Source organism: Mycobacterium pseudokansasii, assembly GCF_900566075.1.
GTDB classification, from domain to species: domain Bacteria; phylum Actinomycetota; class Actinomycetes; order Mycobacteriales; family Mycobacteriaceae; genus Mycobacterium; species Mycobacterium pseudokansasii.
The window spans coordinates 5,015,795-5,037,760 of the sequence record NZ_UPHU01000001.1 but is presented as its reverse complement, the minus strand read 5'-3'; the positions used below and the strand labels follow the sequence as shown (position 1 = coordinate 5,037,760).

The following is a 21,966-nucleotide window of genomic DNA, read 5'->3' as shown; positions in this document are numbered from 1 at the left end:
GGGGAGTATGGCACACACCCGCCAACCGGGCTATTCACCTTCGGCGGCCGTACCGGCTACTTGCGGGGCTTGCGCGCTTTACGCTTGATGCCCACGCCACCCCAGAACGAGAAGCCGCGGATCTTCACCCTGGGCGCACCCCGGCTGCCCTCGCCCACGACTTCACGGTCGAAGTTGCCCATCACACCGCGGCCGCGGATTTCGACGTGGACTTCGGGGGGCAGCAGGATCGTCTGCACACCCATGATCGAGTATGCGCGGATCTCGACCTCGGTTGAGGTGAAGTCGGCGTAGCGCAAATCCAGCACGCCGGTTCCCCACAGCGTGAAGGTGGTCAGCTTCTTCGGCACATTCCACCGGCCGCGCCGCTCGAACCCACTCAGCAGGGCGAGCAACAGGGTCGACGGTGCCGGGTTGCAGTTGCCGCCGCGACGGGGGCTTACCGACGCGCCGGGCAGGTCGGCTCGAAGCTGGTCCAGCTCTCGGTAGGTGGTCGCCGCGTAAGCCCTGGTAAGCCGATCTTCGTACTCGTTGAGTTGCAGGCGACCCTGTTCCGCCGCGTACGCCAGCAACTGCGCGATCTGAATGCGATCGGTGTCAGCCGCGAGCGACGAATCGTCACGCGTGTCCTTCGTGTCGCGCTGGGCCGGGTTGCTCATCACCCACGAGCGTACGACGTCCAGGATTTGCTGCAAGCTGGTTGGCTAAACTGCAACCTTGCCCCCGGCCAAGTCCGACTCGCCCGGCCGGCAATGGTGCTGCTCAGCGACTCGCCGGGTCGGATTTGACCCAAGTCGGTGGACGTTTCTGCAGGAATGCCAGCATGCCCTCGCGCGCTTCCTCCGAAACGAACAGCCGCGCCGACTCCTCGGTGAGCCGTTGGGCGTCGCGATCGAATCCTTCCAGTACCGCGGCGGTCGTCAGCGCCTTCGACGCCGCCAGACCCTGCGGTGACCCGCGACCCACCTCGGCGACCAGCCTGGCCACCGCGGCATCCACATCGTCAGCTGCCAAGGTGACCAAGCCGATCTCCGCGGCTTCGCTGGCGCCGAACGTCTCGCCCGTCAGGTAGTACCGGGCCGCCGCGCGCGGCAATAGCTTGGGCAGCAACGTCAGCGAAATGATGGCCGGGGCCACGCCGATCCGGGCCTCGGTCAGCGCAAAGGTACTGCGCGGGCCGGCGACCACCATGTCGCAGGCCCCGACCAGACCGAACCCGCCGGCTCGGACATGCCCGTTGACCGCGCCGATGACCGGCCGTGGGGACTCGACGATGGCGCGCAGCACCGTCGTCATCTCCCGGGCCCGCGCCACCGCCATGTCGTATGCCGATGGTGGCGACCCGCTTCGCTCGGCTGCGCCGCGCTCGCGATCGCCACGCGACCCGCTTCGCTCGGCCTCGCTCAGGTCCGCGCCCGCGCAGAAGGTGCCGCCGGTGTGGGTGAGCACCACCACCCGTACCGCCGGATCCGCCGCCGCGTCACGCAGTCCCTGATGCAGCTGGCTGACCAGGACGCTCGACAGTGCGTTGCGGTTGTGCGGCGAGTTGAGCGTCAACCGCGCCAGCGGACCGCCGCACTCGCCCGGCCCCGCGTACTCGACAAGCGCGTCCATCAGTAAGACCGGGGTAGGCCCAGCGATGTCTGCGCGACGAAGTTCAGCACCATCTCGCGGCTGATCGGGGCGATCCGGGCCAGCCGGGCCGACGTCATCATCGCGGCCACGCCGTATTCTTTGGTCAACCCGTTGCCGCCCATGGACTGCACGGCCTGGTCGACCGCCCGGGTCGAGGCTTCGGCCGCAGCGTATTTGGCCATGTTGGCCGCCTCGGCCGCGCCCACGTCGTCGCCGTGGTCGTAGAGCGTGGCTGCCTTCTGCATCATCAGCTTGGCCAGTTCAACCTCAATGTGGCACTGCGCCAGCGGATGTGCCAACCCCTGATGCGCGCCGATCGGCGTTGACCACACCTGGCGCGTTTTGACATAGTCGACGGCCTTGCCCAGCGCGAACCGGCCCATGCCGACCGCGCTGGCCGCGCCCATGATGCGCTCAGGGTTCAGGCCGGCGAAAAGCTGTGCGATCGCGGCGTCCTGGGCTCCGACCAGTGCATCGGCGGGCAGCCGGACGTCGTCGAGGAACACTTGGAACTGGCGTTCCGGGCTGATCAGCTCCATCTCGATCGGCGTATAGGTGAAGCCGGGCGCGTCGGTGGGCACCACGAATAACGCCGGGCGCAGCTTGCCGGTCTTGGCCTCCTCCGTGCGACCCACCACGAGTACCGCCTGCGCCTGGTCGATGCCGGAGATATAGACCTTCTGGCCCTTGAGAATCCAGTCGCTGCCGTCGCGGCGGGCGGTGGTGGTGATCTTGTGCGAATTGGACCCGGCGTCCGGCTCGGTGATCGCGAACGCCATCGTCAACGATCCGTCGGCGATGCCCGGCAGCCAGCGCCGCTTTTGTTCGTCGGTGCCGAACTTGGCGATGATGGTGCCGTTGATGGCCGGCGACACCACCATCAGCAGCAGTGCGGAGCCCGCTGCCGCCATCTCCTCCATCACCAGCGACAGTTCGTACATGCCCGCGCCGCCGCCGCCGTACTCCTCGGGCAGGTTCACTCCGATGAACCCGAGTTTTCCCGCCTCGGACCATAATTCGGTGGTGTGCTGATGCGCGCGGGCCTTTTTCAGGTAGTACTCGTGGCCGTAGTTGGACACCCATTCGGCCACCGCCTTGCGGAGTGCCTGGCGCTCTTCGCTTTCGATGAAGCTGGTGTCTGTCATTGTGAATCTCCTTGTGCTTCTGGCCCTTCCACGCGTGCCAGCACGGCACCGACGTCGACCTGCTGGCCGGTGTGGACGTTGAGCTGGGTGAGTACACCGTCAGTCGGCGCGCTGATGGTGTGTTCCATCTTCATGGCCTCCAGCCAGATCAATGGTTGACCCGCTGTGACGGCATCGCCGACCTCGGCGCCCAAGCGGATGACATTGCCGGGCATCGGCGCCACCAACGATCCCTGCTCGACGGTCGAACCCGGCTCGGGAAAGCGGGGTAGTGCGACCAGATGCACCGGTCCGCTGGCGGAATCGACGTAGACGTCCTGGCCGTAGCGTGCCACCGTGAAGCTGCGGTCCACGCCGCTGTCGTCGGCCAGCACCACCTGGTCCGGCGTGGCCGATACCAGTTGGACGGATTCATCGCCGGGAAGATCCAATCCCTTTCTGGTGAAGCGGTATTCGATGCGATGATCCTCGCCGCTGTCGTCGAGGTACGTCTTGACCTGATAGCCCGACGCCAGGTTGCGCCAGCCACTGGGGATGGAGCCGAACACCGCAGCAATCGTCCGATTGTGCGCGGCGTCGGCCAGGGCGGCGGCGATCACCGACAACCGGATCGTCGTCGCGTCGGCCAGCGGCGCCGACAGCTCCGCCAGGCCGTGCGTGTCGAAAAACGCGGTATCGGTTTCGCCATCGAGAAATGCCGGGTGACGCAGCACGTTGACCAACAGCTCGCGGTTGGTACGCAGGCCGTGCAGGCGGGTGCGGGCCAGCGCGTCGGCGAGCACCAACGCCGACTGCCGGCGCGTCGGAGCGTAGGAGATGACCTTGGCCAGCATCGGGTCGTAGTGGATCGACACCGTCGAGCCGGCAACGATCCCCGAGTCCAGCCGGATCCCGGTCCGGTGCCCCAGTGTGCCGAACTGCGCGCGGACCGACGGCACGTCGATGCTGTGCACCAGGCCGGCTTGCGGCTGCCAGCCGTGCGCCGGGTCCTCCGCGTAGAGCCGACACTCGATCGAATACCCTTGGGCCACAGGTGGTTCAGCATCCAACCGGCCGCCATCGGCAACCGCGATCTGCAGTTCGACCAGATCCAGTCCCGTGGTCTCCTCGGTGACTGGGTGCTCGACCTGCAGCCGGGTGTTCATTTCCAGGAAGTAGAACTCGCCGTCATCATCGGCAAGGAACTCCACGGTGCCGGCGCCGGCGTAGCCGATGGCGGAGGCGGCCAGCCGGGCCGCGTCAAAAAGCTTGGCACGCATGCCGGGTATACGCTCCACCAACGGTGAGGGCGCTTCTTCGATGATTTTCTGGTGCCGGCGCTGAATGGAGCATTCTCGTTCGCCGACGGCCCATACGGTGCCGTGCATGTCGGCCAGGACCTGTACCTCGACGTGGTGTCCGGTGGGCAGATAACGCTCACAGAACACCGTCGGATCACCGAACGCGGACTGCGCCTCGCGTCGGGCGGCCTCGACTTCGGCTGCCAGGGCGGACAATTCGCGAACAACCCGCATCCCGCGGCCACCACCGCCCGCGGACGCCTTCACCAGCACTGGCAGCTGGGCTTCGGTGACCGTGTCCGGGTCGAGCTCGTCGAGTACCGGCACCCCGGCGGCCGCCATCAGCTTCTTGGACTCGATCTTGGAGCCCATGGCCCGCACCGCGTCCACCGGTGGGCCGACCCAGGTCAGGCCTGCCTCCTGCACGGCGGCGGCGAAATCGGCGTTCTCCGAGAGGAACCCGTAGCCGGGGTGTACGGCATCGGCGCCTGCGGCCCGGGCGGCCACGATGATGGCCCCGGCGTTGAGGTAGTCGTTGGTCTTGGGCAGCCGCACCCGGGCGTCGGCCTCGGCGACATGCGGCGCGGTGGCGTCCGGTTCGGTGTAGACGGCGACGGTGCCCAGGCCCAGCCGTCGGCAGGTGGCGAACACCCGCCGCGCGATCTCGCCGCGATTGGCAACCAGAACTCGAGTGATCGGCATTTGCATCACATCCGGAAGACGCCGAAGTTCGACGTCCCCTTGATCGGGCCATTAGCGATGGCGGACAAACACATTCCCAGCACGGTGCGGGTGTCGCGCGGGTCGATCACCCCGTCGTCGTAGAGCATCCCGGACAACACCAGCGGCAACGACTCGGCTTCGATCTGGCCTTCGACAGCGGCACGCATCGCTGTGTCGGCCGCCTCATCGACCTGCTGGCCGCGGGCCTCGGCGGCGGCGCGGGCCACGATGGACAGCACCCCCGCCAGCTGCGCGCCGCCCATCACCGCGGACTTGGCGCTGGGCCAGGCGAACAGGAACCGCGGGTCATAGGCGCGTCCGCACATCCCATAGTGGCCCGCACCGTACGACGCGCCGATCAACAGCGAGATGTGCGGAACGGTCGAGTTGGACACGGCATTGATCATCATCGAGCCGTGCTTGATCATCCCGCCCTCTTCGTAGACCTTGCCCACCATATATCCGGTGGTGTTGTGCAAGAACAACAGTGGCGTGTCGTAGCGGTTGGCGAGCTCGATGAACTGGGTGGCCTTTTGCGACTCTTCGCTGAAGAGTATGCCGCGCGCGTTGGCCAGGATGCCCAGCGGATAGCCATGCAGCCGGGCCCACCCGGTCACCAGCGACGAGCCGTAGAGCGGCTTGAACTCGTCGAATTCGGAGCCGTCGACAATGCGGGTGATAACCTCCCGCGGGTCGAACGGAATGCGCAGGTCCGCCGGGACGATGCCGACCAGCTCCTCGGCGTCGAACAACGGCTCGGTGACCGGCCCGGGCGCGGGCCCCTGCTTGACCCAGTTCAGCCGGGCCACGATGCGACGTCCGATGCGGATGGCGTCGAGCTCGTCTTGCGCGAAGTAGTCGGCCAAACCCGAAATGCGGGCATGCATTTCGGCCCCACCCAGCGACTCGTCGTCGGACTCCTCGCCGGTGGCCATCTTCACCAGCGGCGGGCCCGCCAGGAACACCTTGGAGCGTTCCTTGATCATCACCACGTGATCGCACATGCCGGGAATGTAGGCGCCACCCGCGGTGGAGTTGCCGAATACCAGTGCGATTGTCGGAATCCCGGCTGCGGACAGCCGGGTGAGGTCGCGGAACATCGCTCCGCCGGGAATGAAGATCTCCTTCTGCGTCGGCAGGTCCGCCCCGCCGGATTCCACCAGAGAGATCACCGGAAGCCGGTTCTGGAAAGCGATCTGATTGGCACGCAGAATTTTTCGCAACGTCCACGGGTTGCTGGTGCCGCCTTTGACCGTCGGGTCGTTGGCGACGATCAAGCATTCCACGCCGGACACGGCGCCGATGCCGACGACCGTGCTGGCCCCGACCGTGAAGGCGCTGCCGTACGCCGCCAGCGGGCTCAGCTCGAGAAACGGCGAGTCCGGGTCGACGAGCAATTCGATGCGTTCCCGGGCCGTGAACTTGCCGCGGGCGTGATGACGGTCGACGTATTTGGGCCCGCCACCCGCCAGCGCTTTCGCCAGTTCGGCGGCGATCTCGTCCAGCTTTGCGGCCGTCGCCGCTGCCGCTTCGGCGTACGCGCCGGCACGCGGGTCGAGGGTGGACTGCAAAACGGTCACGATTGATACCCCAGCAGTTTGGCGGCAAGCGCGGTGAGGATTTCGGTGGTTCCGCCGCCGATGCCCAGTATCCTCATGTCCCGATACTGGCGTTCGACTTCGGATTCGGCCATGTAGCCCATCCCGCCGAAGAGCTGGACGGCCTGGTTGGCCACCCATTCGCCGGCCTCGACGGCGGTGTTCTTGGCGAAGCACACCTGCGTAATCAGGTTCGTCTCACCGGCAAGCTGACGCTCCACCACGTGGCGGGAATAGACCCGGGCGACGTCGATCCGACGGGCCATCTCGGCCAGGGTGTTCTGTACCGTCTGACGCGAGATCAGCGGACGCCCGAATGTCTCCCGGTCGCGACACCACAGCGCGGTGATGTCCAGACATCGCTGTGCGCTCGAATATGCCTGTGCCGCAAGGCCGATCCGTTCGGAGACGAAGGCCTGGGCGATCTGGGCGAATCCGGTGTTCTCGCCGCCCACAAGATTGGCCGCAGGCACTCGCACGTCGGTGTAGGACAGCTCGGCGGTGTCCGAGGAACGCCAGCCCATCTTGTCCAGCTTGCGGGTGACCTCAAAACCTGGAGTGCCCTTCTCGACCACCACCAGTGAAACCCCGGCTGCCCCCGGACCGCCGGTGCGTACCGCGGTGACGACGTAGTCGGCGCGTACCCCGGAGGTGATGTAGGTTTTGGCGCCGTTGATCACGTAGTGGTCGCCGTCTCGCACCGCGCTGGTGCGCAGGTGCCCGACGTCCGAACCGCCGCCGGGTTCGGTGATGGCCAGCGCGCCGATTTTCTCACCGGTCAGGGTGGGCCGAACGTAGGTGTCGATCAACCGTCGATCACCGGAAGCGATCATGTGCGGCACCGCGATGCCGCAGGTGAACAGCGACGCGAAGACCCCGCCGGGCGCCCCGGATTGGTGCATCTCCTCGCAGATGATCACCGAGTCGGCGCCGTCGCCCCCGCCACCGCCGACGGCTTCGGGAAAACCCGCTCCCAACAGGCCGGCGGCCCCGGCGCGCCGGTGCAAGTCACGCGGCAACTCGCCGACGCGCTCCCATGCGTCGATATGCGGCAGGACTTCTCGTTCGGCGAACGTGCGGACGGTCTTTCGCAGCTGCTCGCGCTCCGGTGTGGTCCAGATATTCACAACAGCCTCTCCGGAATGTCGACGTGGCGGCTGCGCAGCCATTCGCCCAGCCCCTTGGCTTGCGGATCGAAACGCGCCTGGTAGGCGACGCCCTGACCCAGGATCCCCTCGACCACGAAATTCAGCGCCCGCAGATTGGGTAGCACATGCCGGGTGACGTCGAGGTCCGCCGTCTCGGGCAACAGTTCGTTGAGAAACTCGACGGTCAACGTGTTGGCCAGCCAGCGCCACTGCTCGTCGGTGCGCACCCACAGCCCGACGTTGGCCGAACCGCCCTTGTCCCCGCTGCGGGCGCCGGCGATCAAACCCAGCGGCGCACGCCGGGTCGGTCCCGCTGGCAACGGCTCGGGAAGCGGCGTCGGAGCCGCCGGTGCCAGCTCCAAAGTCTCAGAAGCGCAGGCGATTTCACTGCGGGTGCCGTCGGGATGAACCGCGACGTGCGGCACCTGCCGGGCGTCGACGTAGCCCGGCGTGTACACGCCGTACACCTGACCGTCGCCGGGCGGAGCGGTCACGGTGAAGCCCGGATAGCTGGCTAACGCCAATTCGACTGCCGCCGAGGAGAATTGTCGCCCGACGTTGGCGGGATCGGGATCGCGGACCACACAGCGCAGCAAGGCACTGGCCGCTTCCTCGGTGTCGGCGTCGGGGTGATCGGTACGGGCCAGGGTCCACTCGAGTTCGGCGGGCTTGACGGTCAGCGCGGCTTCGAGCTGGCGTCGCACCAAATCCGCCTTGGCCTCGATGTCGAGGCCGGTCAGCACGAAAGTCATGGAGTTGCGGAAGCCGCCGATGCTGTTCAGCGACACCTTGAGGGTGGGCGGCGGCGGCTCGCCCACCACACCGCTGATGCGCACCCGGTCCGGGCCGTCCGCCGAGAGCGCGATGGTGTCCATCCGCGCCGTCACGTCCGGGTTGGCGTAGCGGGCGCCGGTGATCTCGTAGAGCAGCTGCGCGGTGACGGTGTCGGTGCTGACCAGACCGCCGGTGCCGGGGTGTTTGGTGATCGCCGAGGAGCCGTCGGCGTGGACCTCGGCCAGCGGGAAGCCGGCGTGAATAAGGCCCGGCACGTCGGTAAAGAAGGAGTAGTTGCCGCCGGTGGCCTGCACCCCGCATTCGATGACGTGACCGGCGACCACCGCTCCGGCCAGTTGGTCGTAGTCGGTGCGGCCCCAGCCGAAGTGCGCGGCCGCCGACCCGACGACCACCGAGGCGTCGGTGACCCGGCCGGTCACGACGACGTCGGCTCCGGCATTGAGGCAGTCGACGATGCCCCACGCACCCAGGTAGGCGTTGGCCGTCAGCGGTGTGCCGAGGCCGAGCTCGGCCGCCCGGGACAGCAGGTCGTCGCCTTCGACGTGGGCGACCCGGGCCGGGACGCCGAGGCGCTGAGCGAGGGCCCGGATCGCGTCGGCCAATCCGGCCGGGTTCAGGCCGCCGGCGTTGGCCACAATCCGCACCCCCCGGTCGCAGGCCAGCCCCAGACAGTCCTCGAGTTGGCTAAGGAACGTCTTGGCGTAGCCCCGGTCGGGATTTTTCATCCGGTCGCGGCCCAGGATGAGCATGGTCAGCTCGGCCAGGTAGTCGCCCGTGACGTAATCGACGTCTCCACCGGTGAGCATCTCACGCATGGCCGAGAGGCGGTCGCCGTAGAAACCCGAGCAGTTGGCAATCCGCACGGCTCCGGACGCGCCACCAACAGGGGCCATGCGCGCGTCCTCCCTTCATTGGGATTACCGACGGGGCCGAACCCGGCCAACCAACCGGTAGGTCAGCATAGCCGTAAGCCGCGACCGGTGTGATACCCGCCTCTCTCGCCGACGTCACGCTCCGTTTTGGCGAGCTGGAGGTCACCGACTACCCTTTTAACGACACCCTTTAAAAGGGTAGTGTCGCCGTCCGGCCGACGGGTCCCTGTCCACGGCTGTGCAACGCGATACGCACCGACCCGACCCCGATCGAGGAGTAAGGCCCCACCATGGCGGTACCCAAGCGCAGGACGTCGCGCGCGAATACCCGAAGCCGGCGCTCGCAGTGGAAGGCCACCTCGACCGAACTGGTCGGTGTCACCGTGGCCGGTCGGAAGCACAAAGTGCCCCGCAGGCTGCTCAAGGCGGCGCGTCTGGGCCTCGTCGACCTCGACCGGCGCTAGCTCCTGCAAGCGAGGGCTTCTGTGGCGCATGTGACGAGCCCGCCGGCCGAGCCCGTTCTCTCGACGGCGCGCCTCTCAGGCCAGTCTCAGGCGGTCGTACAAAACTAGTGTCCGTGCGAATTCTTGTCGTCGACGACGATCGTGCGGTACGCGAGTCGCTGCGCCGGTCGCTTTCCTTCAACGGCTACTCGGTCGAACTGGCCCACGACGGGCTCGAGGCTCTCGACATGATCGCCAGCGATCGGCCCGACGCACTCGTGCTGGATGTCATGATGCCGCGGCTGGACGGCTTGGAGGTGTGCCGTCAGCTGCGCAGCACCGGCGACGACCTGCCGATCCTGGTGCTCACCGCCCGTGACTCGGTTTCCGAGCGGGTGGCCGGCCTCGACGCCGGCGCCGACGACTACCTGCCGAAGCCGTTCGCTCTCGAAGAATTGCTGGCGCGGATGCGGGCATTGCTGCGCCGCACCAAGCCCGACGACACCGCCGAGTCGGTGGCCATGCGCTTCTCCGACCTCAGCCTGGACCCGGTAACCCGTGAGGTCACCCGCGGGCAGCGCCGCATCAGCCTCACCCGCACGGAATTCGCCTTGCTGGAGATGCTCATCGCCAATCCGCGACGGGTGCTCACCCGCAGCCGCATCCTCGAAGAGGTGTGGGGCTTCGACTTTCCCACGTCCGGCAATGCGCTGGAGGTCTACGTGGGGTATCTGCGCCGCAAGACCGAGGCCGATGGCGAGCCGCGGCTGATCCACACCGTCCGGGGAGTGGGTTACGTGCTACGCGAAACGCCACCCTGATGCTCGGGTTCCGCCGCCGGGCACGGGTACCGCTGCGAACCACCAGTTCGTTGTCCCTGCGGTGGCGGGTCATGCTGCTGGCAATGTCGATGGTGGCGATGGTCGTGGTTCTGATGTCGTTCGCGGTGTACGCGGTGATCTCGGCCGCCCTCTACAACGACATCGACAATCAGCTGCAGAGCCGCGCGCAGTTGCTGATCGCCAGTGGGTCGCTCGCCGCCGACCCGGGCAAAGCCATTGAGGGCACAGCGTATTCGGATGTCAATGCAATGCTGGTGAACCCGGGCCACTCGATCTACACCGCCAACCAGCCCGGACAGCACCTGCCCGTCGGAGCGCCGGAAAAGGCCGTCATCCGCGGCGAGTTGTTCATGTCGCGGCGGACAGCGGCCGATCAGCGGGTGCTTGCCATCCATTTGCCGAGCGGCAGTTCCCTGCTGATCTCCAAAAGTTTGAAACCCACCGAGGCGGTGATGACCAAACTTCGCGCGGTACTGCTGATCGTGGGCGGTGTCGGCGTGGCGGTCGCTGCGGTGGCCGGCGGGATGGTCACCCGGGCGGGGTTGCGCCCGGTGGGCCGCCTCACCGAGGCGGCCGAGCGGGTAGCGCGAACCGACGACCTGCGACCCATCCCGGTATTCGGCAGCGACGAATTGGCCAGGCTTACCGAGGCGTTCAACCTGATGTTGCGGGCGCTGGCCGAATCCCGGGAACGACAGGCCAGGTTGGTCACCGATGCCGGGCACGAGTTGCGCACCCCGTTGACCTCCCTCCGCACCAACGTCGAACTGCTGATGGCGTCGATGGAGCCCGGAGCGCCGCGACTGCCGGAGCAGGAGATGGTCGGCCTGCGTGCCGATGTGCTGGCCCAGATCGAGGAATTGTCCACTCTGGTAGGCGATTTGGTGGACCTGACGCGCGGCGACGCCGGTGAAGTGGTGCACGAGACGGTCGACATGGCCGACGTCATCGACCGCAGCCTGGAGCGGGTCAGGCGGCGGCGCAACGACATTCACTTCGATGTCCAGGTGATTCCCTGGCAGATCTACGGTGACGCCGCCGGGTTGTCACGGGCTGCGCTCAACCTCATGGACAACGCGGCCAAGTGGAGTCCACCCGGGGGCCACGTAGGCGTGACGCTGAGACAACTCGACCCGTCACACGCCGAGCTGGCGGTTTCGGACCGCGGTCCCGGCATTCCCGTGCAAGAACGGCGTCTGGTGTTCGAGCGGTTCTACCGGTCCGCATCGGCGCGGGCGATGCCGGGTTCGGGCCTGGGCCTGGCGATCGTCAAGCAGGTGGTGCTCAATCACGGTGGATCGCTGCGGGTTGAAGACACGGTTCCAGGTGGCCAGCCCCCGGGAACATCGATTTCTGTGCTGCTGCCCGGCCGCCCGATGCCGGGTCCGACCTACCCGGCGACCCCGGCCGATACCGGCGCCAGGGGCGAGGCCGGCCGTTTTGATGGGGGCGCCGGGGACTCTGCGAACTCACGGAGTTCGACGAACGTTATCTCAGTGGATTCTCAGTCCGCGCGCGCAAGGTAGTGGTGCAGTTACTGTTGACAACAAGCCCATGCCTGCAGCGCATGGCCAAGCACAGGGCTCCTAAGCCCCAATAGAGGAAGAGCAACTTAGCGACATGACGAATCACCCGAGGTATTCGCCACCGCCGCAGCAGCCGGAATATCGTGCGGTGCCGAACCAACCGGTGCCGCCGGCGTATGTGCAAGGGTCTGCGCAAACATACAGTCAGCAGTTCGACTGGCGCTACCAGCGATCGCAGCCGCAGTACGGTCGGCCCTACGACCCCTTCGCGGGTACCGGCCCGCGCCCGCTGCCGGGCGGTACCGGGGTGGGCCCCATCCCGGGCGGTACCGGACAGGGCACTGTTGGTGGCGGCGCCGGTCCCGGCCCGATAACCGGCATCCTTCCGCCGATGTCACCGCCTCCCACGGTGATTCACCAGCGACGTCCCCGCGCGGGCATGCTGGCGATCGGCGCGCTCACCATCGCCGTAGTGTCGGCCGGTATCGGTGGTGCGGCCGCGTCGGTCGTCGAATTGACCCGGTCACCGGCGAGCACCAACGGGGGCGGAGTGGTCGCCAGCGGCGCTCCCAGCATTCCGGCAGCAAACATGCCGGCGGGTTCGGTCGAGCAGGTGGCCGCCAAGGTGGTGCCCAGCGTCGTCATGCTGGAGACCGATCTGGGGCGTGCATCGGAGGAGGGCTCGGGCGTCATCCTGTCCAGCGACGGGCTGATCCTGACCAACAACCACGTCGTCGCGGCCGCCGCCAAGCCGCCCGCCGGTGCTCCGCCGCCCAAAACCACGGTGACCTTCTCTGACGGCCGGACGGCACCGTTCACGGTGGTCGGGGCCGATCCCACCAGTGACATCGCCGTGATCAGGGTCCAAGGTGTCAGCGGACTCACCCCCATATCGCTGGGATCGTCATCGGATCTGCGGGTCGGTCAGCCGGTCCTGGCGATCGGTTCACCGCTGGGTCTGGCCGGCACGGTGACCACGGGAATCGTCAGCGCCCTCAACCGGCCGGTGTCGACCACCGGCGAGTCCGGTAACCAGAACACCGTTTTGGACGCTATCCAGACCGACGCGGCCATCAACCCCGGCAACTCCGGTGGTGCGCTGGTGAACATGAACGGCCAGCTGGTCGGAATCAACTCGGCCATCGCCACGTTGGGAGCGGATTCCGGCGATGCCCAGAGCGGCTCGATCGGCCTGGGTTTTGCCATCCCGGTCGACCAGGCCAAGCGCATTGCCGACGAGCTGATCAGTACCGGCAAGGCGACACACGCCTCGCTGGGCGTGCAGGTGACCACTGACAAGGGCATTCCCGGCGCCAAGGTGGTCGAGGTGGTGCAAGGCGGTGCCGCCGCCACTGCCGGAGTGCCCAAGGGGGTCATCGTCACCAAAGTGGACGAGCGCCCCATCAACAGCGCTGACGCGCTGGTCGCCGCGGTGCGATCCAAGGCGCCAGGCGACAAGGTGGCGCTGACCTTCCAAGACCCCTCGGGTGGCAGCCGCACCGTGCAGGTAACGCTAGGCAAGGCGGAGCAGTGATGAAGGCAGGTCCTCCGTTGTCAGAGCTCGGATATACGGTTGCACCCATGGAACAGGGTGCGGAGTTGGTGGTGGGCCGGGCACTTGTCGTCGTCGTCGACGATCGCACTGCCCACGGCGACGAAGACCACAGCGGCCCGTTGGTCACCGAGCTGCTCACCGAGGCGGGGTTCGTGGTCGACGGTGTGGTCGCGGTGTCGGCCGACGAAGTTGAGATCCGCAACGCGCTGAACACCGCGGTGATCGGCGGGGTGGACCTGGTGGTGTCGGTCGGGGGGACCGGCGTCACGCCCCGCGACGTCACGCCGGAGGCCACCCGCGACATCCTGGACCGGGAAATCCTCGGGATCGCCGAAGCCATCCGCGCTTCAGGGCTGTCGGCAGGAATCATCGACGCGGGCCTGTCGCGCGGCTTGGCGGGAGTTTCGGGAAGCACGCTGGTGGTTAACCTCGCCGGCTCCCGCTACGCCGTGCGAGACGGCATGGCAACGCTGAATCCGTTGGCCGCTCAGATCATCGGGCAGTTGTCGAGTCTTGAAATCTGAGTTTCGGAAGTAACCCGCGGATCAGGTTTCCGCGCGAGGCCCGTGGTTGGGCGGCGGCGACACAGGCACGGCAGCGCCGCCATGCTTGCCCGACGGGCTGTCGCCGTTCGTTTGGGCCAGCAAGTCGCGGATCTCGGTGAGCAGGACCACCTGCGCGTCGTCCGCCTGCTCGACCTCGCCCTTATTGCGCAGCCTGTTGTACGGCAGCACGATCAAGAAGTACACCACGGCGGCGATCAGCACAAAGTTGATGGCCGCCGACAGCAGGATGTTCACGTCGATGGCCTGCCCGCCGCCGATGTCCAACCGCAAGATGCCGAAGCTGGTCTGCTGGTTGACACCGACCCGGGTTATCAACGGCGTGATGATGCTGTCGGTGAATTTGGTGACCAACGCCGTGAACGCGGTGCCGATGACCACCGCGACGGCCAGGTCGACGATATTGCCCCGCGCGAGAAACTCCTTGAACCCTTTGAGCATGGGTAGCGCCTTTCCACCGTTGATGTCGTCTGATCCTGTCCTGCATGCCGGGCCGTTGTCTGGGCACGTCGAAGGCAGACGGTATCTCAGATGCGGGTTGGCTCCAGGGGTGATGTGAGTATTCGTGGCCGGATCCTGGTTTGGGCCGGTTCAATGCAATGTCAGGGTCACCGTCTGCCCCAGCACCGCGCCTGCAACCGTATTCGCCAGGCGTGCCGGCAGGACGACCAACACGACGCGCTCATCGTGTGATTGAAGCTCCTGTTTTGCCGACACCAGCACGACGACGGCGTCGGTGGCCACGACTTTGCTGACCGGCGCAGCCGCCGGCGAATCGGTAACCGGCGCGGCAAGCACGTCCACCACGTCGCCGACCCGGACAAGGTCGATCAGCGCGCTATCGGCCAGATGGAGCGGGACGATGCGGGCGCCGGGACCGGCCGTCGACTCGGCCAGTCGGCTGCCCAGGATCCGCACATCGGTGAGCACCTCGCCGCGTCGCGCCGGGCCTGCCAGCGTCGAGCCGACGACTGCCCCCAGGTTGGTCTGTGATCCATCGGGAAGCGTTGCCGCCGAACGCGTTTCCAGCCGGATGTCGTCGTAGGTCAGGGCACTGCCCGGGCGCAGGTCCCGAGCGGCGACCACCACCTGCGAACCGTCGGCCTCGGTATTCGACCGCAGCGCTGCTACGCCGGCCAGCACGACGAGTCCACCGGCGGCGATGCGCCGCGCCAGGACGGTCCGGGTCCAGTCCGGGCGCAGCAGGATCGATAGGCGGCTGAACAGGGATGCGTTCAGCGATGGTTCGGCCACCGACACACCGTATGCGCGAATCAGCGCCGGCGATGCCGGTCAAGAAGCGACCTGTGGATAACCGATCAGCTTGCGGCGCCCGCGGTAACCGGGGCGGTGGTGCTGGTGGACTTCTCCGCCGGGCTCGACGACTTGGTCTCGCTCGACGCGGACTCGGTCGATGACGACCCATTGGTCGAACTCTTCGACTTCTTGTCGGTTTCGCGGCTGTCGGTGCGGTAAAAACCGCTGCCCTTGAATACGACGCCAACCGAGTTGAACAGCTTGCGCAGCCGACCGGAGCACTTCCCGCAAGTGGTCAGCGCTTCGTCGGTGAAGGCTTGCACAACGTCGAAGCGGTCGGCGCACTCGGTGCACGCGTAGCTGTAAGTCGGCACAAGGACCTCCGGATAATTCGGCTTGGGCTAGCACTCTACCTTCTCAAGTGCTAGAACCACCACGTGACATCAGTCATTCCCGCACGGGAGCGCGATCAATCCGCGTGCGGGAGTGATGACGTCGGTCATTCGCACGTCGTGTGCCTCCCCCGGCAGCTCGTCGACCAATTCCTCGTCGCGGATCAGCGCAATCAGCCGGGTGTGCGGGTGCATCCCAGCCAGTGAGCGGTCGTAGAAACCGAACCCCTTGCCCAGCCGCACGCCCCGCCGGTCGACGGCCAGGGCCGGCACGAGTACCAGGTCGGCCCCGGCTACAGCCGATTCCGGGAGCCAGGGTCCGGGCGGCTCGAGCAGTCCCCACCGGCCCCGCACCAGCTCGGCGGGGCGGTACTCACCCCACAGCAGCGGCAACGGAACCTTGTCAGCGGCCACCCGTGCCACCGGCAACAGCACCCGTGCCGCGCGGTGCCGCAATGACATGAGCATGTCCATCGACCCTGGCTCGTCACCCACCGGCACATAGGCGCAGACCGTGGTTCGGCCGCTCACCAAGGGCTCCAGGTGCCGGGTGAACAGCCCCGCCTCGGTGGCCCGGACGTCGTCGGCAACCAGGCGACGTGCGGCCAGCACCCGTCGCCGCAACGCTGCCTTGCCCGCGCTTGTCACGCCCACAACGATGACAGGCCGGGATTTCGCCGCTCCGAACCCACCCGGCAAATCCGGCGAGAGTTATCGTGTGAACGATGTCATCAGATGTTTCGGTCCCTTTCACGGCGATCGTCCCCGCAGCCGGCCTGGGCACGCGGTTCCTGCCCGCGACCAAGACGGTGCCCAAGGAGCTGCTGCCGGTGGTCGACACGCCCGGCATCGAGCTGGTGGCCGCCGAGGCGGCTGCCGCCGGTGCCGAGCGGCTGGTGATCGTCACCTCCGAGGGCAAGGACAGTGTGGTCGCCCATTTCGTCGAGGATCTGGTGCTCGAAGGCACCCTCGAGGCCCGCGGCAAGACGGCCATGCTGGCCAAGGTGCGCCGCGCTCCGGAGCTGATCAAGGTGGAGTCCGTGGTGCAGTCCGAGCCGCTGGGACTCGGACACGCCATCGGCTGCGTAGAGCCCGCGCTGTCAGCTGACGAGGACGCCGTCGCGGTACTGCTGCCCGATGACCTGGTGCTGCCGACCGGGGTGCTGAAGACCATGTCGAAGGTTCGAGCCCGGCTGGGCGGCACCGTGTTGTGCGCCATCGAAGTGACGCCCGAGGAGATCAGCGCCTACGGGGTCTTCGACGTCGAACCGGCCCCCGATGCCGCGATGACCGACGTGCTGAGGGTCAAGGGGATGGTCGAAAAGCCCAAGGCGCAGGACGCCCCGTCGATGTACGCGGCAGCCGGTCGCTATGTGCTCGACCGGGCGATCTTTGGTGCGTTGCGCCGCATCGACCGAGGAGCAGGCGGGGAAGTTCAGCTCACCGACGCCATTGCGCTGCTGATCGCCGAGGGCCATCCGGTGCACGTGGTCGTGCACCGGGGATCCCGACACGACTTGGGAAATCCCGGCGGCTACCTCAAGGCTGCGGTTGACTTTGCATTGGATCGTGACGATTACGGCCCGGAGTTGCGGCGATGGTTGGTGGCGCGATTGGGTCTGACCGAGCAGTAGCCGGGCGGAGTGGGGCGACCCGCCCTCGCGGCGACTCGGGTGATCGGGCCCAGCTCGCCCACCTGGCTCGACGGAAAGGCGCGCTGTGCGTTCTGTGGAGGAGCAGCAGGCCCGGATATCGGCCGCCGCGGTAGCCCCGAGACCGATCCGTGTTGCCATTGCCGAGGCGCAGGGCCTGATGTGCGCCGAAGAAGTGGTGACCGAGCGCCCGCTGCCCGGTTTCGACCAGGCCGCGATCGACGGCTACGCGGTGCGCAGCGTCGACGTGATGAGTGTCGGCCAACACCTTGGCCCGGGGGCCACCGAGCTCTTCGCCGACGACGCGAGCCTCGACGATCGCGACGTGGTGACCCTGCCGGTGATGGGCACCATCGAAGCGGGTGCGCGGACCCCGACGAGGTTGCAGCCGCGCCAGGCGGCCCGGGTGCAGACCGGGGCCCCGCTGCCCACCTTGGCCGATACCGTGCTGCCGTTGCGGTGGACCGACGGTGGGATGTCGCGGGTGCGGGTGCTGCGCGGTGCGCCGTCGGGTGCCTATGTGCGCCATGCCGGTGACGATGTGCAGCCCGGTGATGTTGCGGTTCGGGCCGGCACCATCATCGGCCCGGCGCAGGTGGGGCTGCTGGCCGCGGTCGGCCGGGAACGGGTGCTGGTGCACCCGCGTCCGCGACTGTCGGTCATGGCCGTCGGCGGCGAGCTGGTCGACATCTGTCGCACCCCGGGCAACGGGCAGGTGTATGACGTCAACTCCTACGCCCTTGCCGCCGCCGGCCGGGATGCCGGGGCCGAGGTGAACCGGGTCGGCATCGTCAGCAACAACCCCAAGGAACTCGGCGAGATTGTCGAGGGTCAGCTCAACCGCGCGGAGCTGGTGGTGATCGCCGGCGGGGTCGGCGGCGCGGCCGCCGAAGCGGTGCGCGCGGTGCTGTCCGAACTCGGCGAGATGGAAGTCGTCCGCGTTGCGATGCACCCCGGATCCGTGCAGGGGTTCGGGCAGCTGGGGCGGGATCGGGTTCCGACGTTTCTACTGCCGGCCAATCCGGTCAGCGCGCTGGTGGTTTTCGAGGTGATGGTCCGGCCGCTGATCCGGCTGTCGCTGGGCAAGCGACAGCCGATGCGCCGGATCGTGCAGGCCCGCACCTTGTCGCCGATTACCTCGGTGGCCGGGCGCAAGGGTTACCTGCGCGGTCAGCTGATGCGCGATCAGGACAGTGGCGAGTACCTGGTGCAGGCGCTGGGCGGAGCCGCGGGCGGATCGTCGCACCTGCTGGCCACCCTGGCCGAGGCCAACTGTCTGGTTGTGGTTCCCACCGGAGCAGAGCAGATTCGCACCGGCGAGATCGTCGACGTCGCCTTCCTGGCTCAGCACGGCTAGACGCAACCGCGGCACCTTCTTGTGAACCTGTTGCGCTCGAGTTACCGGCATCCCGGCTGGCCGATGAACATCGGGCCGCTGCGCGTCAGGGCGGGAGTGATCCGGTTGCGACCGGTCCGGATGCGCGACGGCGCGCAGTGGAGCCGGATCCGGATGGCCGATCGTGCCCACCTGGAGCCGTGGGAGCCCAGCGCGGAAGGTGACTGGGCGATCCGGCATTCGGTTGCCGCGTGGCCGGCGGTGTGTTCGGGTCTGCGTTCTGAGGCGCGCAAAGGCCGCATGCTGCCCTACGTCATCGAGCTCGACGGGAAGTTCTGCGGTCAACTGACCATTGGCAACGTCACTCACGGGGCGCTGCGATCGGCCTGGATCGGCTATTGGGTACCGAGCACGCACACCGGTGGCGGGGTTGCCACCGGTGCCTTGGCGCTGGGCCTCGACCACTGCTTCGGCCGGGTGGGACTGCATCGGGTCGAGGCCACCGTGCGTCCGGAGAATGCCGCCAGCCGTGCCGTTTTGGCAAAGGTCGGTTTTCGCGAGGAGGGTCTGCTGCGCCGTTACCTCGAGGTCGACTCGGCGTGGCGCGACCACCTGGTGGTGGCGATCACCATCGAAGAGGTCGATGGGTCGGTGGTGTCGAGGCTGATCCGCGCCGGCCGGGCGAGTTTGCCCTGACGCGGTGCCGCGGGGTGCGATCAGCAAGGCTCGGGCCGGCCGCCGTTAGTCGAGAAAAATGTGGCTGACGCGACACGTGTGACGAGTGGTGCTTGTGAGAGGCAAATTACAGGTGTGTAATTGCCTCAGACGCATGACCCGGCCGCGTTGGCCAACGATGGGGCCTCGCGGGGATCGGAACTGAAGAGAGCAGGTCACCATGCCAAGCATCCCGCAGTCGCTCTTGTGGATATCGCTCGTGGTGCTCTGGCTGTTCGTGCTGGTACCCATGCTCATCAGCAAACGCGACGCGGTGCGGCGCACCAGCGACGTCGCCTTGGCGACCCGGGTGCTCAACGGCGGTGCCAGCGCGCGGCTGCTCAAGCGCACGGGTCCCGCCGCCGGTCATCGCAGCGACCCCCACTGGAAGCCCGAGGAAGACTGGGGCACCGAGCCCGTCGGCCAGGCCGACGACGACGTGGATCAGGACACGGCTCCGGTCCATGACGTGGCGTCGGACGCCGACGTTGCCGACGAGGTCGATCGCCCGGGTGCGGTCGTCATGAAGGTCGGCGCCGCGGGCCAGGCTCGCGAAACCGAGGCCGACAGACCGGATTACCTGGACGTCGAGGTGGTCGAGGAGAACTCGGGGGCGCTTCCGGCCGGGGCCAGCGCGCGAACAGCCGAGCCGACGCCGTTGGCAGCCGATGGCCGATCCGCTGCGGACGAACCGGCCATCGAGGACGACGCCGCCGACGAGTCCGAACTCGACACCGCGGAGCTGTTCGCCGTGCGGACCGGCGACCAGGAGCATGCCGATCGTGTCGGCCGTGCTGACGACGAATACGAATACGTCGAGGACTCGTCCGGTTTGGAACCGCCGGAGGATCCCCAGGATGACCATGACGCGCCGGCGAGTTTCACCCCCGGTGCCTCACGGCGGCGCCGGTTCGACACCAAGACCGCCGCCGCGGTGAGCGCGCGCAAGTACGCGTTTCGCAAGCGCATGCTGATGGCGATGGCGCTGGTACTGGTGGCCTCGGCGGTTGCAGCCTTCGAGGTGACCCCGCTGGCATGGTGGTTGTGCGGTACCGCTATCACGGTCACGGTGCTCTACCTGGCCTATCTGCGCCGGCAGACCCGCATCGAGGAGAAGGTGCGTCGTCGCCGGATGCACCGGATGGCGCGGGCGCGGGTCGGCGTGGAGAACGCTCATGACCGCGACTACGACGTGGTGCCGTCCCGGCTGCGGCGTCCCGGCGCGGTGGTGCTGGAAATCGACGACGAGGACCCGATCTTCGAGCACCTGGACAACGCGGTACCGATGCGGCACTACGGGTGGTCACGCGATCTGCCGCGCGCCGTCGGTCAGTAGGGCCGGCAGTTCGGTCATCGGCTGCCGCGGCTGGTAGCCTGCTAGCGATCAGGGGCTATGGCGCAGTTGGTAGCGCGACTCGTTCGCATCGAGTAGGTCAGGGGTTCGAATCCCCTTAGCTCCACCGGTAGCTCCACAGAGATTGAGCCTCAACCCTGCGCAGGCACAAAGACGAAGTTGTTGACGTAGACGCCGTGGGCCGCCCACAGGTCCTCTCGGCCGCCGATGTTTGCCGGGTTCTGGTGTTGCGTCGGGTCGAACTCTTCGACCGGCCGCCGGGCGTCGTCGAGTTCGAAGTAGCCCGTGTAGCCCAGGCCGGTCAACAGCGTGGTGATTTCGGCGACGGCGCCGGGGCGATGGCGTTCCTCGGCTTCCACGAGAATCACCGGCCGGTTGCGCCGGAGCGTTTCCGCGGCGCCGCGCAACACGGCAAGTTCGTGGCCCTCGACATCGATCTTGATCAGGCCGACGTCGTCCAGCTGAAGATCGTCGAGGCGCTTGACCGGCACGTCGATCGTCTGGACGTCGCCGCCATCCACGTCGCTGAGGACGTTGTCGGTGTCGATGGTGCTCCGGCCGGGTTCGGATTCGACCACTCGCATGGCCGTCACGCCGGGCTTGTCCGACAGCGCCACCGCGTCCACCAGCACCGCGGCACCGACCGCCGCGAACATCGACGCCAGATCGCGAGCCTGGGCCGGGCGGGGTTCGAATGCCATGACCGACCGCGACGCCGCCAGCATCGCGATCGTGAACTCGCCGACGTCGGCTCCGATGTCCAGCGAAATGCGGTTCGGATCGCATAACGACGCCGCCAGCCGCACATCCGGGCGGGATTCGCCGAGGCGTTGTAGCAAACGGTATTTTCGCCGCCAGAACAAGCGTGGCGCCACAGCTTTCGCCGCCGGGGCGAGCCAATGTTTGACCGAGCGTGCTACACGCATGTGTCGTGTCTCCAGCAGAGTTTCCTCGCCATCACCGGCCGGCGTCAGATGGCACCCGCTACGGCTTTAACCGTGGTTGGGCGTGCAGAGGGGGCGGGGCCTTGGACCCCACGCTAACCGACTTGCAAGTCGTTGTCCCACGAAGATCCGCTGTCAGGCAGACGCACGGCAAGCGTTGGGCTTCTTCAGTGTGCCGCTGCGTGCATTCGT

General features: G+C 67.3%; 21 protein-coding genes and 1 tRNA gene. 10 read left to right on the top strand and 12 right to left on the bottom strand.

Features of this window, described 5'->3' with window-relative positions:
- Positions 1–56 precede the first annotated feature (56 nt).
- The 7 genes from EET10_RS22600 to EET10_RS22570 form a co-directional block, all read right to left on the bottom strand.
- Entirely contained in the window at positions 57–659 is a 603-nt protein-coding gene (locus EET10_RS22600) for a DUF1707 SHOCT-like domain-containing protein (RefSeq protein ID WP_036401992.1), read from the bottom strand.
- Positions 660–762: 103 nt separating this feature from the next.
- Positions 763–1,614, bottom strand: a complete 852-nt coding sequence (locus EET10_RS22595; protein WP_122502512.1) for an enoyl-CoA hydratase family protein — start codon at positions 1,612–1,614, stop codon at positions 763–765.
- A complete protein-coding gene (locus EET10_RS22590) occupies positions 1,614–2,780 on the bottom strand; it encodes an acyl-CoA dehydrogenase family protein (RefSeq protein ID WP_036401988.1) in 1,167 nt (388 codons plus the stop codon). Before EET10_RS22590 ends, EET10_RS22595 begins: the two co-directional genes overlap by 1 nt.
- The gene (locus EET10_RS22585) at positions 2,777–4,762 is read right to left on the bottom strand and encodes an acetyl/propionyl/methylcrotonyl-CoA carboxylase subunit alpha (protein ID WP_036402279.1); all 1,986 of its coding nucleotides are present in this window, start codon (positions 4,760–4,762) and stop codon (positions 2,777–2,779) included. Before EET10_RS22585 ends, EET10_RS22590 begins: the two co-directional genes overlap by 4 nt.
- 5 nt (positions 4,763–4,767) lie before the next feature.
- Positions 4,768–6,363, bottom strand: a complete 1,596-nt coding sequence (locus EET10_RS22580; protein ID WP_122502511.1) for an acyl-CoA carboxylase subunit beta — start codon at positions 6,361–6,363, stop codon at positions 4,768–4,770.
- Positions 6,360–7,508, bottom strand: a complete 1,149-nt coding sequence (locus tag EET10_RS22575) for an acyl-CoA dehydrogenase family protein (RefSeq protein ID WP_122502510.1) — start codon at positions 7,506–7,508, stop codon at positions 6,360–6,362. The genes EET10_RS22580 and EET10_RS22575 overlap by 4 nt, the downstream gene beginning before the upstream one ends.
- The gene (locus EET10_RS22570) at positions 7,505–9,187 is read right to left on the bottom strand and encodes an acyclic terpene utilization AtuA family protein (RefSeq protein WP_122502509.1); all 1,683 of its coding nucleotides are present in this window, start codon (positions 9,185–9,187) and stop codon (positions 7,505–7,507) included. The genes EET10_RS22575 and EET10_RS22570 overlap by 4 nt, the downstream gene beginning before the upstream one ends.
- Positions 9,188–9,486: 299 nt before the next feature.
- On the opposite strand from EET10_RS22570, the gene rpmF reads away from it, so the two are divergent.
- The 5 genes from rpmF to EET10_RS22540 all read left to right on the top strand — a co-directional run bounded on the left by rpmF (position 9,487) and on the right by EET10_RS22540 (position 14,086).
- Positions 9,487–9,660: a 50S ribosomal protein L32 gene (gene rpmF, locus EET10_RS22565; protein ID WP_023367231.1), complete on the top strand. Its 174-nt coding sequence runs from the start codon at positions 9,487–9,489 to the stop codon at positions 9,658–9,660.
- A 113-nt stretch (positions 9,661–9,773) separates the two neighbouring features.
- Complete coding sequence (gene mprA, locus EET10_RS22560) at positions 9,774–10,460, top strand: two-component system response regulator MprA (protein WP_036393573.1); 687 nt, start codon at positions 9,774–9,776, stop codon at positions 10,458–10,460.
- On the top strand, positions 10,460–12,007 hold the full coding sequence (locus EET10_RS22555; RefSeq protein WP_122502508.1) for a HAMP domain-containing sensor histidine kinase: 1,548 nt from the start codon (positions 10,460–10,462) through the stop codon (positions 12,005–12,007). Before mprA ends, EET10_RS22555 begins: the two co-directional genes overlap by 1 nt.
- A 94-nt stretch (positions 12,008–12,101) precedes the next feature.
- The gene (locus EET10_RS22545; protein ID WP_122502507.1) at positions 12,102–13,541 is read left to right on the top strand and encodes a S1C family serine protease; all 1,440 of its coding nucleotides are present in this window, start codon (positions 12,102–12,104) and stop codon (positions 13,539–13,541) included.
- Positions 13,541–14,086: a MogA/MoaB family molybdenum cofactor biosynthesis protein gene (locus tag EET10_RS22540; RefSeq protein ID WP_036401978.1), complete on the top strand. Its 546-nt coding sequence runs from the start codon at positions 13,541–13,543 to the stop codon at positions 14,084–14,086. The genes EET10_RS22545 and EET10_RS22540 overlap by 1 nt, the downstream gene beginning before the upstream one ends.
- 21 nt (positions 14,087–14,107) lie before the next feature.
- On the opposite strand, the gene mscL is transcribed toward EET10_RS22540, so the two are convergent.
- From mscL to EET10_RS22520, 4 genes are all read right to left on the bottom strand, one after another.
- Positions 14,108–14,566, bottom strand: coding sequence for a large-conductance mechanosensitive channel protein MscL (gene mscL, locus EET10_RS22535; RefSeq protein ID WP_063468400.1), 459 nt, complete (start codon positions 14,564–14,566; stop codon positions 14,108–14,110).
- 150 nt (positions 14,567–14,716) lie between these two features.
- The gene (locus EET10_RS22530) at positions 14,717–15,379 is read right to left on the bottom strand and encodes an SAF domain-containing protein (RefSeq protein ID WP_036402277.1); all 663 of its coding nucleotides are present in this window, start codon (positions 15,377–15,379) and stop codon (positions 14,717–14,719) included.
- A 65-nt stretch (positions 15,380–15,444) separates the two neighbouring features.
- On the bottom strand, positions 15,445–15,756 hold the full coding sequence (locus EET10_RS22525) for an FmdB family zinc ribbon protein (RefSeq protein ID WP_036401973.1): 312 nt from the start codon (positions 15,754–15,756) through the stop codon (positions 15,445–15,447).
- Positions 15,757–15,825: 69 nt separating this feature from the next.
- Positions 15,826–16,422, bottom strand: coding sequence for a 5-formyltetrahydrofolate cyclo-ligase (locus EET10_RS22520; RefSeq protein ID WP_036402274.1), 597 nt, complete (start codon positions 16,420–16,422; stop codon positions 15,826–15,828).
- Between the two features lie 77 nt (positions 16,423–16,499).
- Here EET10_RS22520 and EET10_RS22515 point away from each other — a divergent pair, with 77 nt between their 5' ends.
- From EET10_RS22515 to EET10_RS22495, 5 genes are all read left to right on the top strand, one after another.
- The gene (locus EET10_RS22515) at positions 16,500–17,408 is read left to right on the top strand and encodes a UTP--glucose-1-phosphate uridylyltransferase (protein ID WP_063468401.1); all 909 of its coding nucleotides are present in this window, start codon (positions 16,500–16,502) and stop codon (positions 17,406–17,408) included.
- A gap of 85 nt (positions 17,409–17,493) precedes the next feature.
- Positions 17,494–18,783, top strand: a complete 1,290-nt coding sequence (gene glp, locus EET10_RS22510; protein WP_063468402.1) for a molybdotransferase-like divisome protein Glp — start codon at positions 17,494–17,496, stop codon at positions 18,781–18,783.
- Positions 18,784–18,804: 21 nt separating this feature from the next.
- Positions 18,805–19,458, top strand: coding sequence for a GNAT family N-acetyltransferase (locus EET10_RS22505; protein ID WP_218028481.1), 654 nt, complete (start codon positions 18,805–18,807; stop codon positions 19,456–19,458).
- Between the two features lie 199 nt (positions 19,459–19,657).
- Positions 19,658–20,812 (top strand): divisome protein SepX/GlpR, encoded by a 1,155-nt coding sequence (gene sepX, locus EET10_RS22500; RefSeq protein WP_122502505.1) that lies wholly within the window; start codon positions 19,658–19,660, stop codon positions 20,810–20,812.
- A gap of 51 nt (positions 20,813–20,863) precedes the next feature.
- Positions 20,864–20,936: transfer RNA gene (locus tag EET10_RS22495), tRNA-Ala, on the top strand.
- A 25-nt stretch (positions 20,937–20,961) separates the two neighbouring features.
- Here the strand turns inward: EET10_RS22495 and EET10_RS22490 are convergent.
- Positions 20,962–21,756 (bottom strand): FkbM family methyltransferase, encoded by a 795-nt coding sequence (locus tag EET10_RS22490; RefSeq protein WP_063468405.1) that lies wholly within the window; start codon positions 21,754–21,756, stop codon positions 20,962–20,964.
- Positions 21,757–21,966 lie beyond the last annotated feature (210 nt).

Coding starts and splice junctions, on each gene's coding strand:
- EET10_RS22600 (WP_036401992.1), bottom strand. CDS start 659: ATGAGCAACCCGGCCCAGCGCGACACGAAGGACACGCGTGACGATTCG.
- EET10_RS22595 (WP_122502512.1), bottom strand. CDS start 1,614: ATGGACGCGCTTGTCGAGTACGCGGGGCCGGGCGAGTGCGGCGGTCCG.
- EET10_RS22590 (WP_036401988.1), bottom strand. CDS start 2,780: ATGACAGACACCAGCTTCATCGAAAGCGAAGAGCGCCAGGCACTCCGC.
- EET10_RS22585 (WP_036402279.1), bottom strand. CDS start 4,762: ATGCCGATCACTCGAGTTCTGGTTGCCAATCGCGGCGAGATCGCGCGG.
- rpmF (WP_023367231.1), top strand. CDS start 9,487: ATGGCGGTACCCAAGCGCAGGACGTCGCGCGCGAATACCCGAAGCCGG.
- EET10_RS22555 (WP_122502508.1), top strand. CDS start 10,460: ATGCTCGGGTTCCGCCGCCGGGCACGGGTACCGCTGCGAACCACCAGT.
- EET10_RS22545 (WP_122502507.1), top strand. CDS start 12,102: ATGACGAATCACCCGAGGTATTCGCCACCGCCGCAGCAGCCGGAATAT.
- EET10_RS22540 (WP_036401978.1), top strand. CDS start 13,541: ATGAAGGCAGGTCCTCCGTTGTCAGAGCTCGGATATACGGTTGCACCC.
- mscL (WP_063468400.1), bottom strand. CDS start 14,566: ATGCTCAAAGGGTTCAAGGAGTTTCTCGCGCGGGGCAATATCGTCGAC.
- EET10_RS22515 (WP_063468401.1), top strand. CDS start 16,500: ATGTCATCAGATGTTTCGGTCCCTTTCACGGCGATCGTCCCCGCAGCC.
- sepX (WP_122502505.1), top strand. CDS start 19,658: ATGCCAAGCATCCCGCAGTCGCTCTTGTGGATATCGCTCGTGGTGCTC.
- EET10_RS22490 (WP_063468405.1), bottom strand. CDS start 21,756: ATGCGTGTAGCACGCTCGGTCAAACATTGGCTCGCCCCGGCGGCGAAA.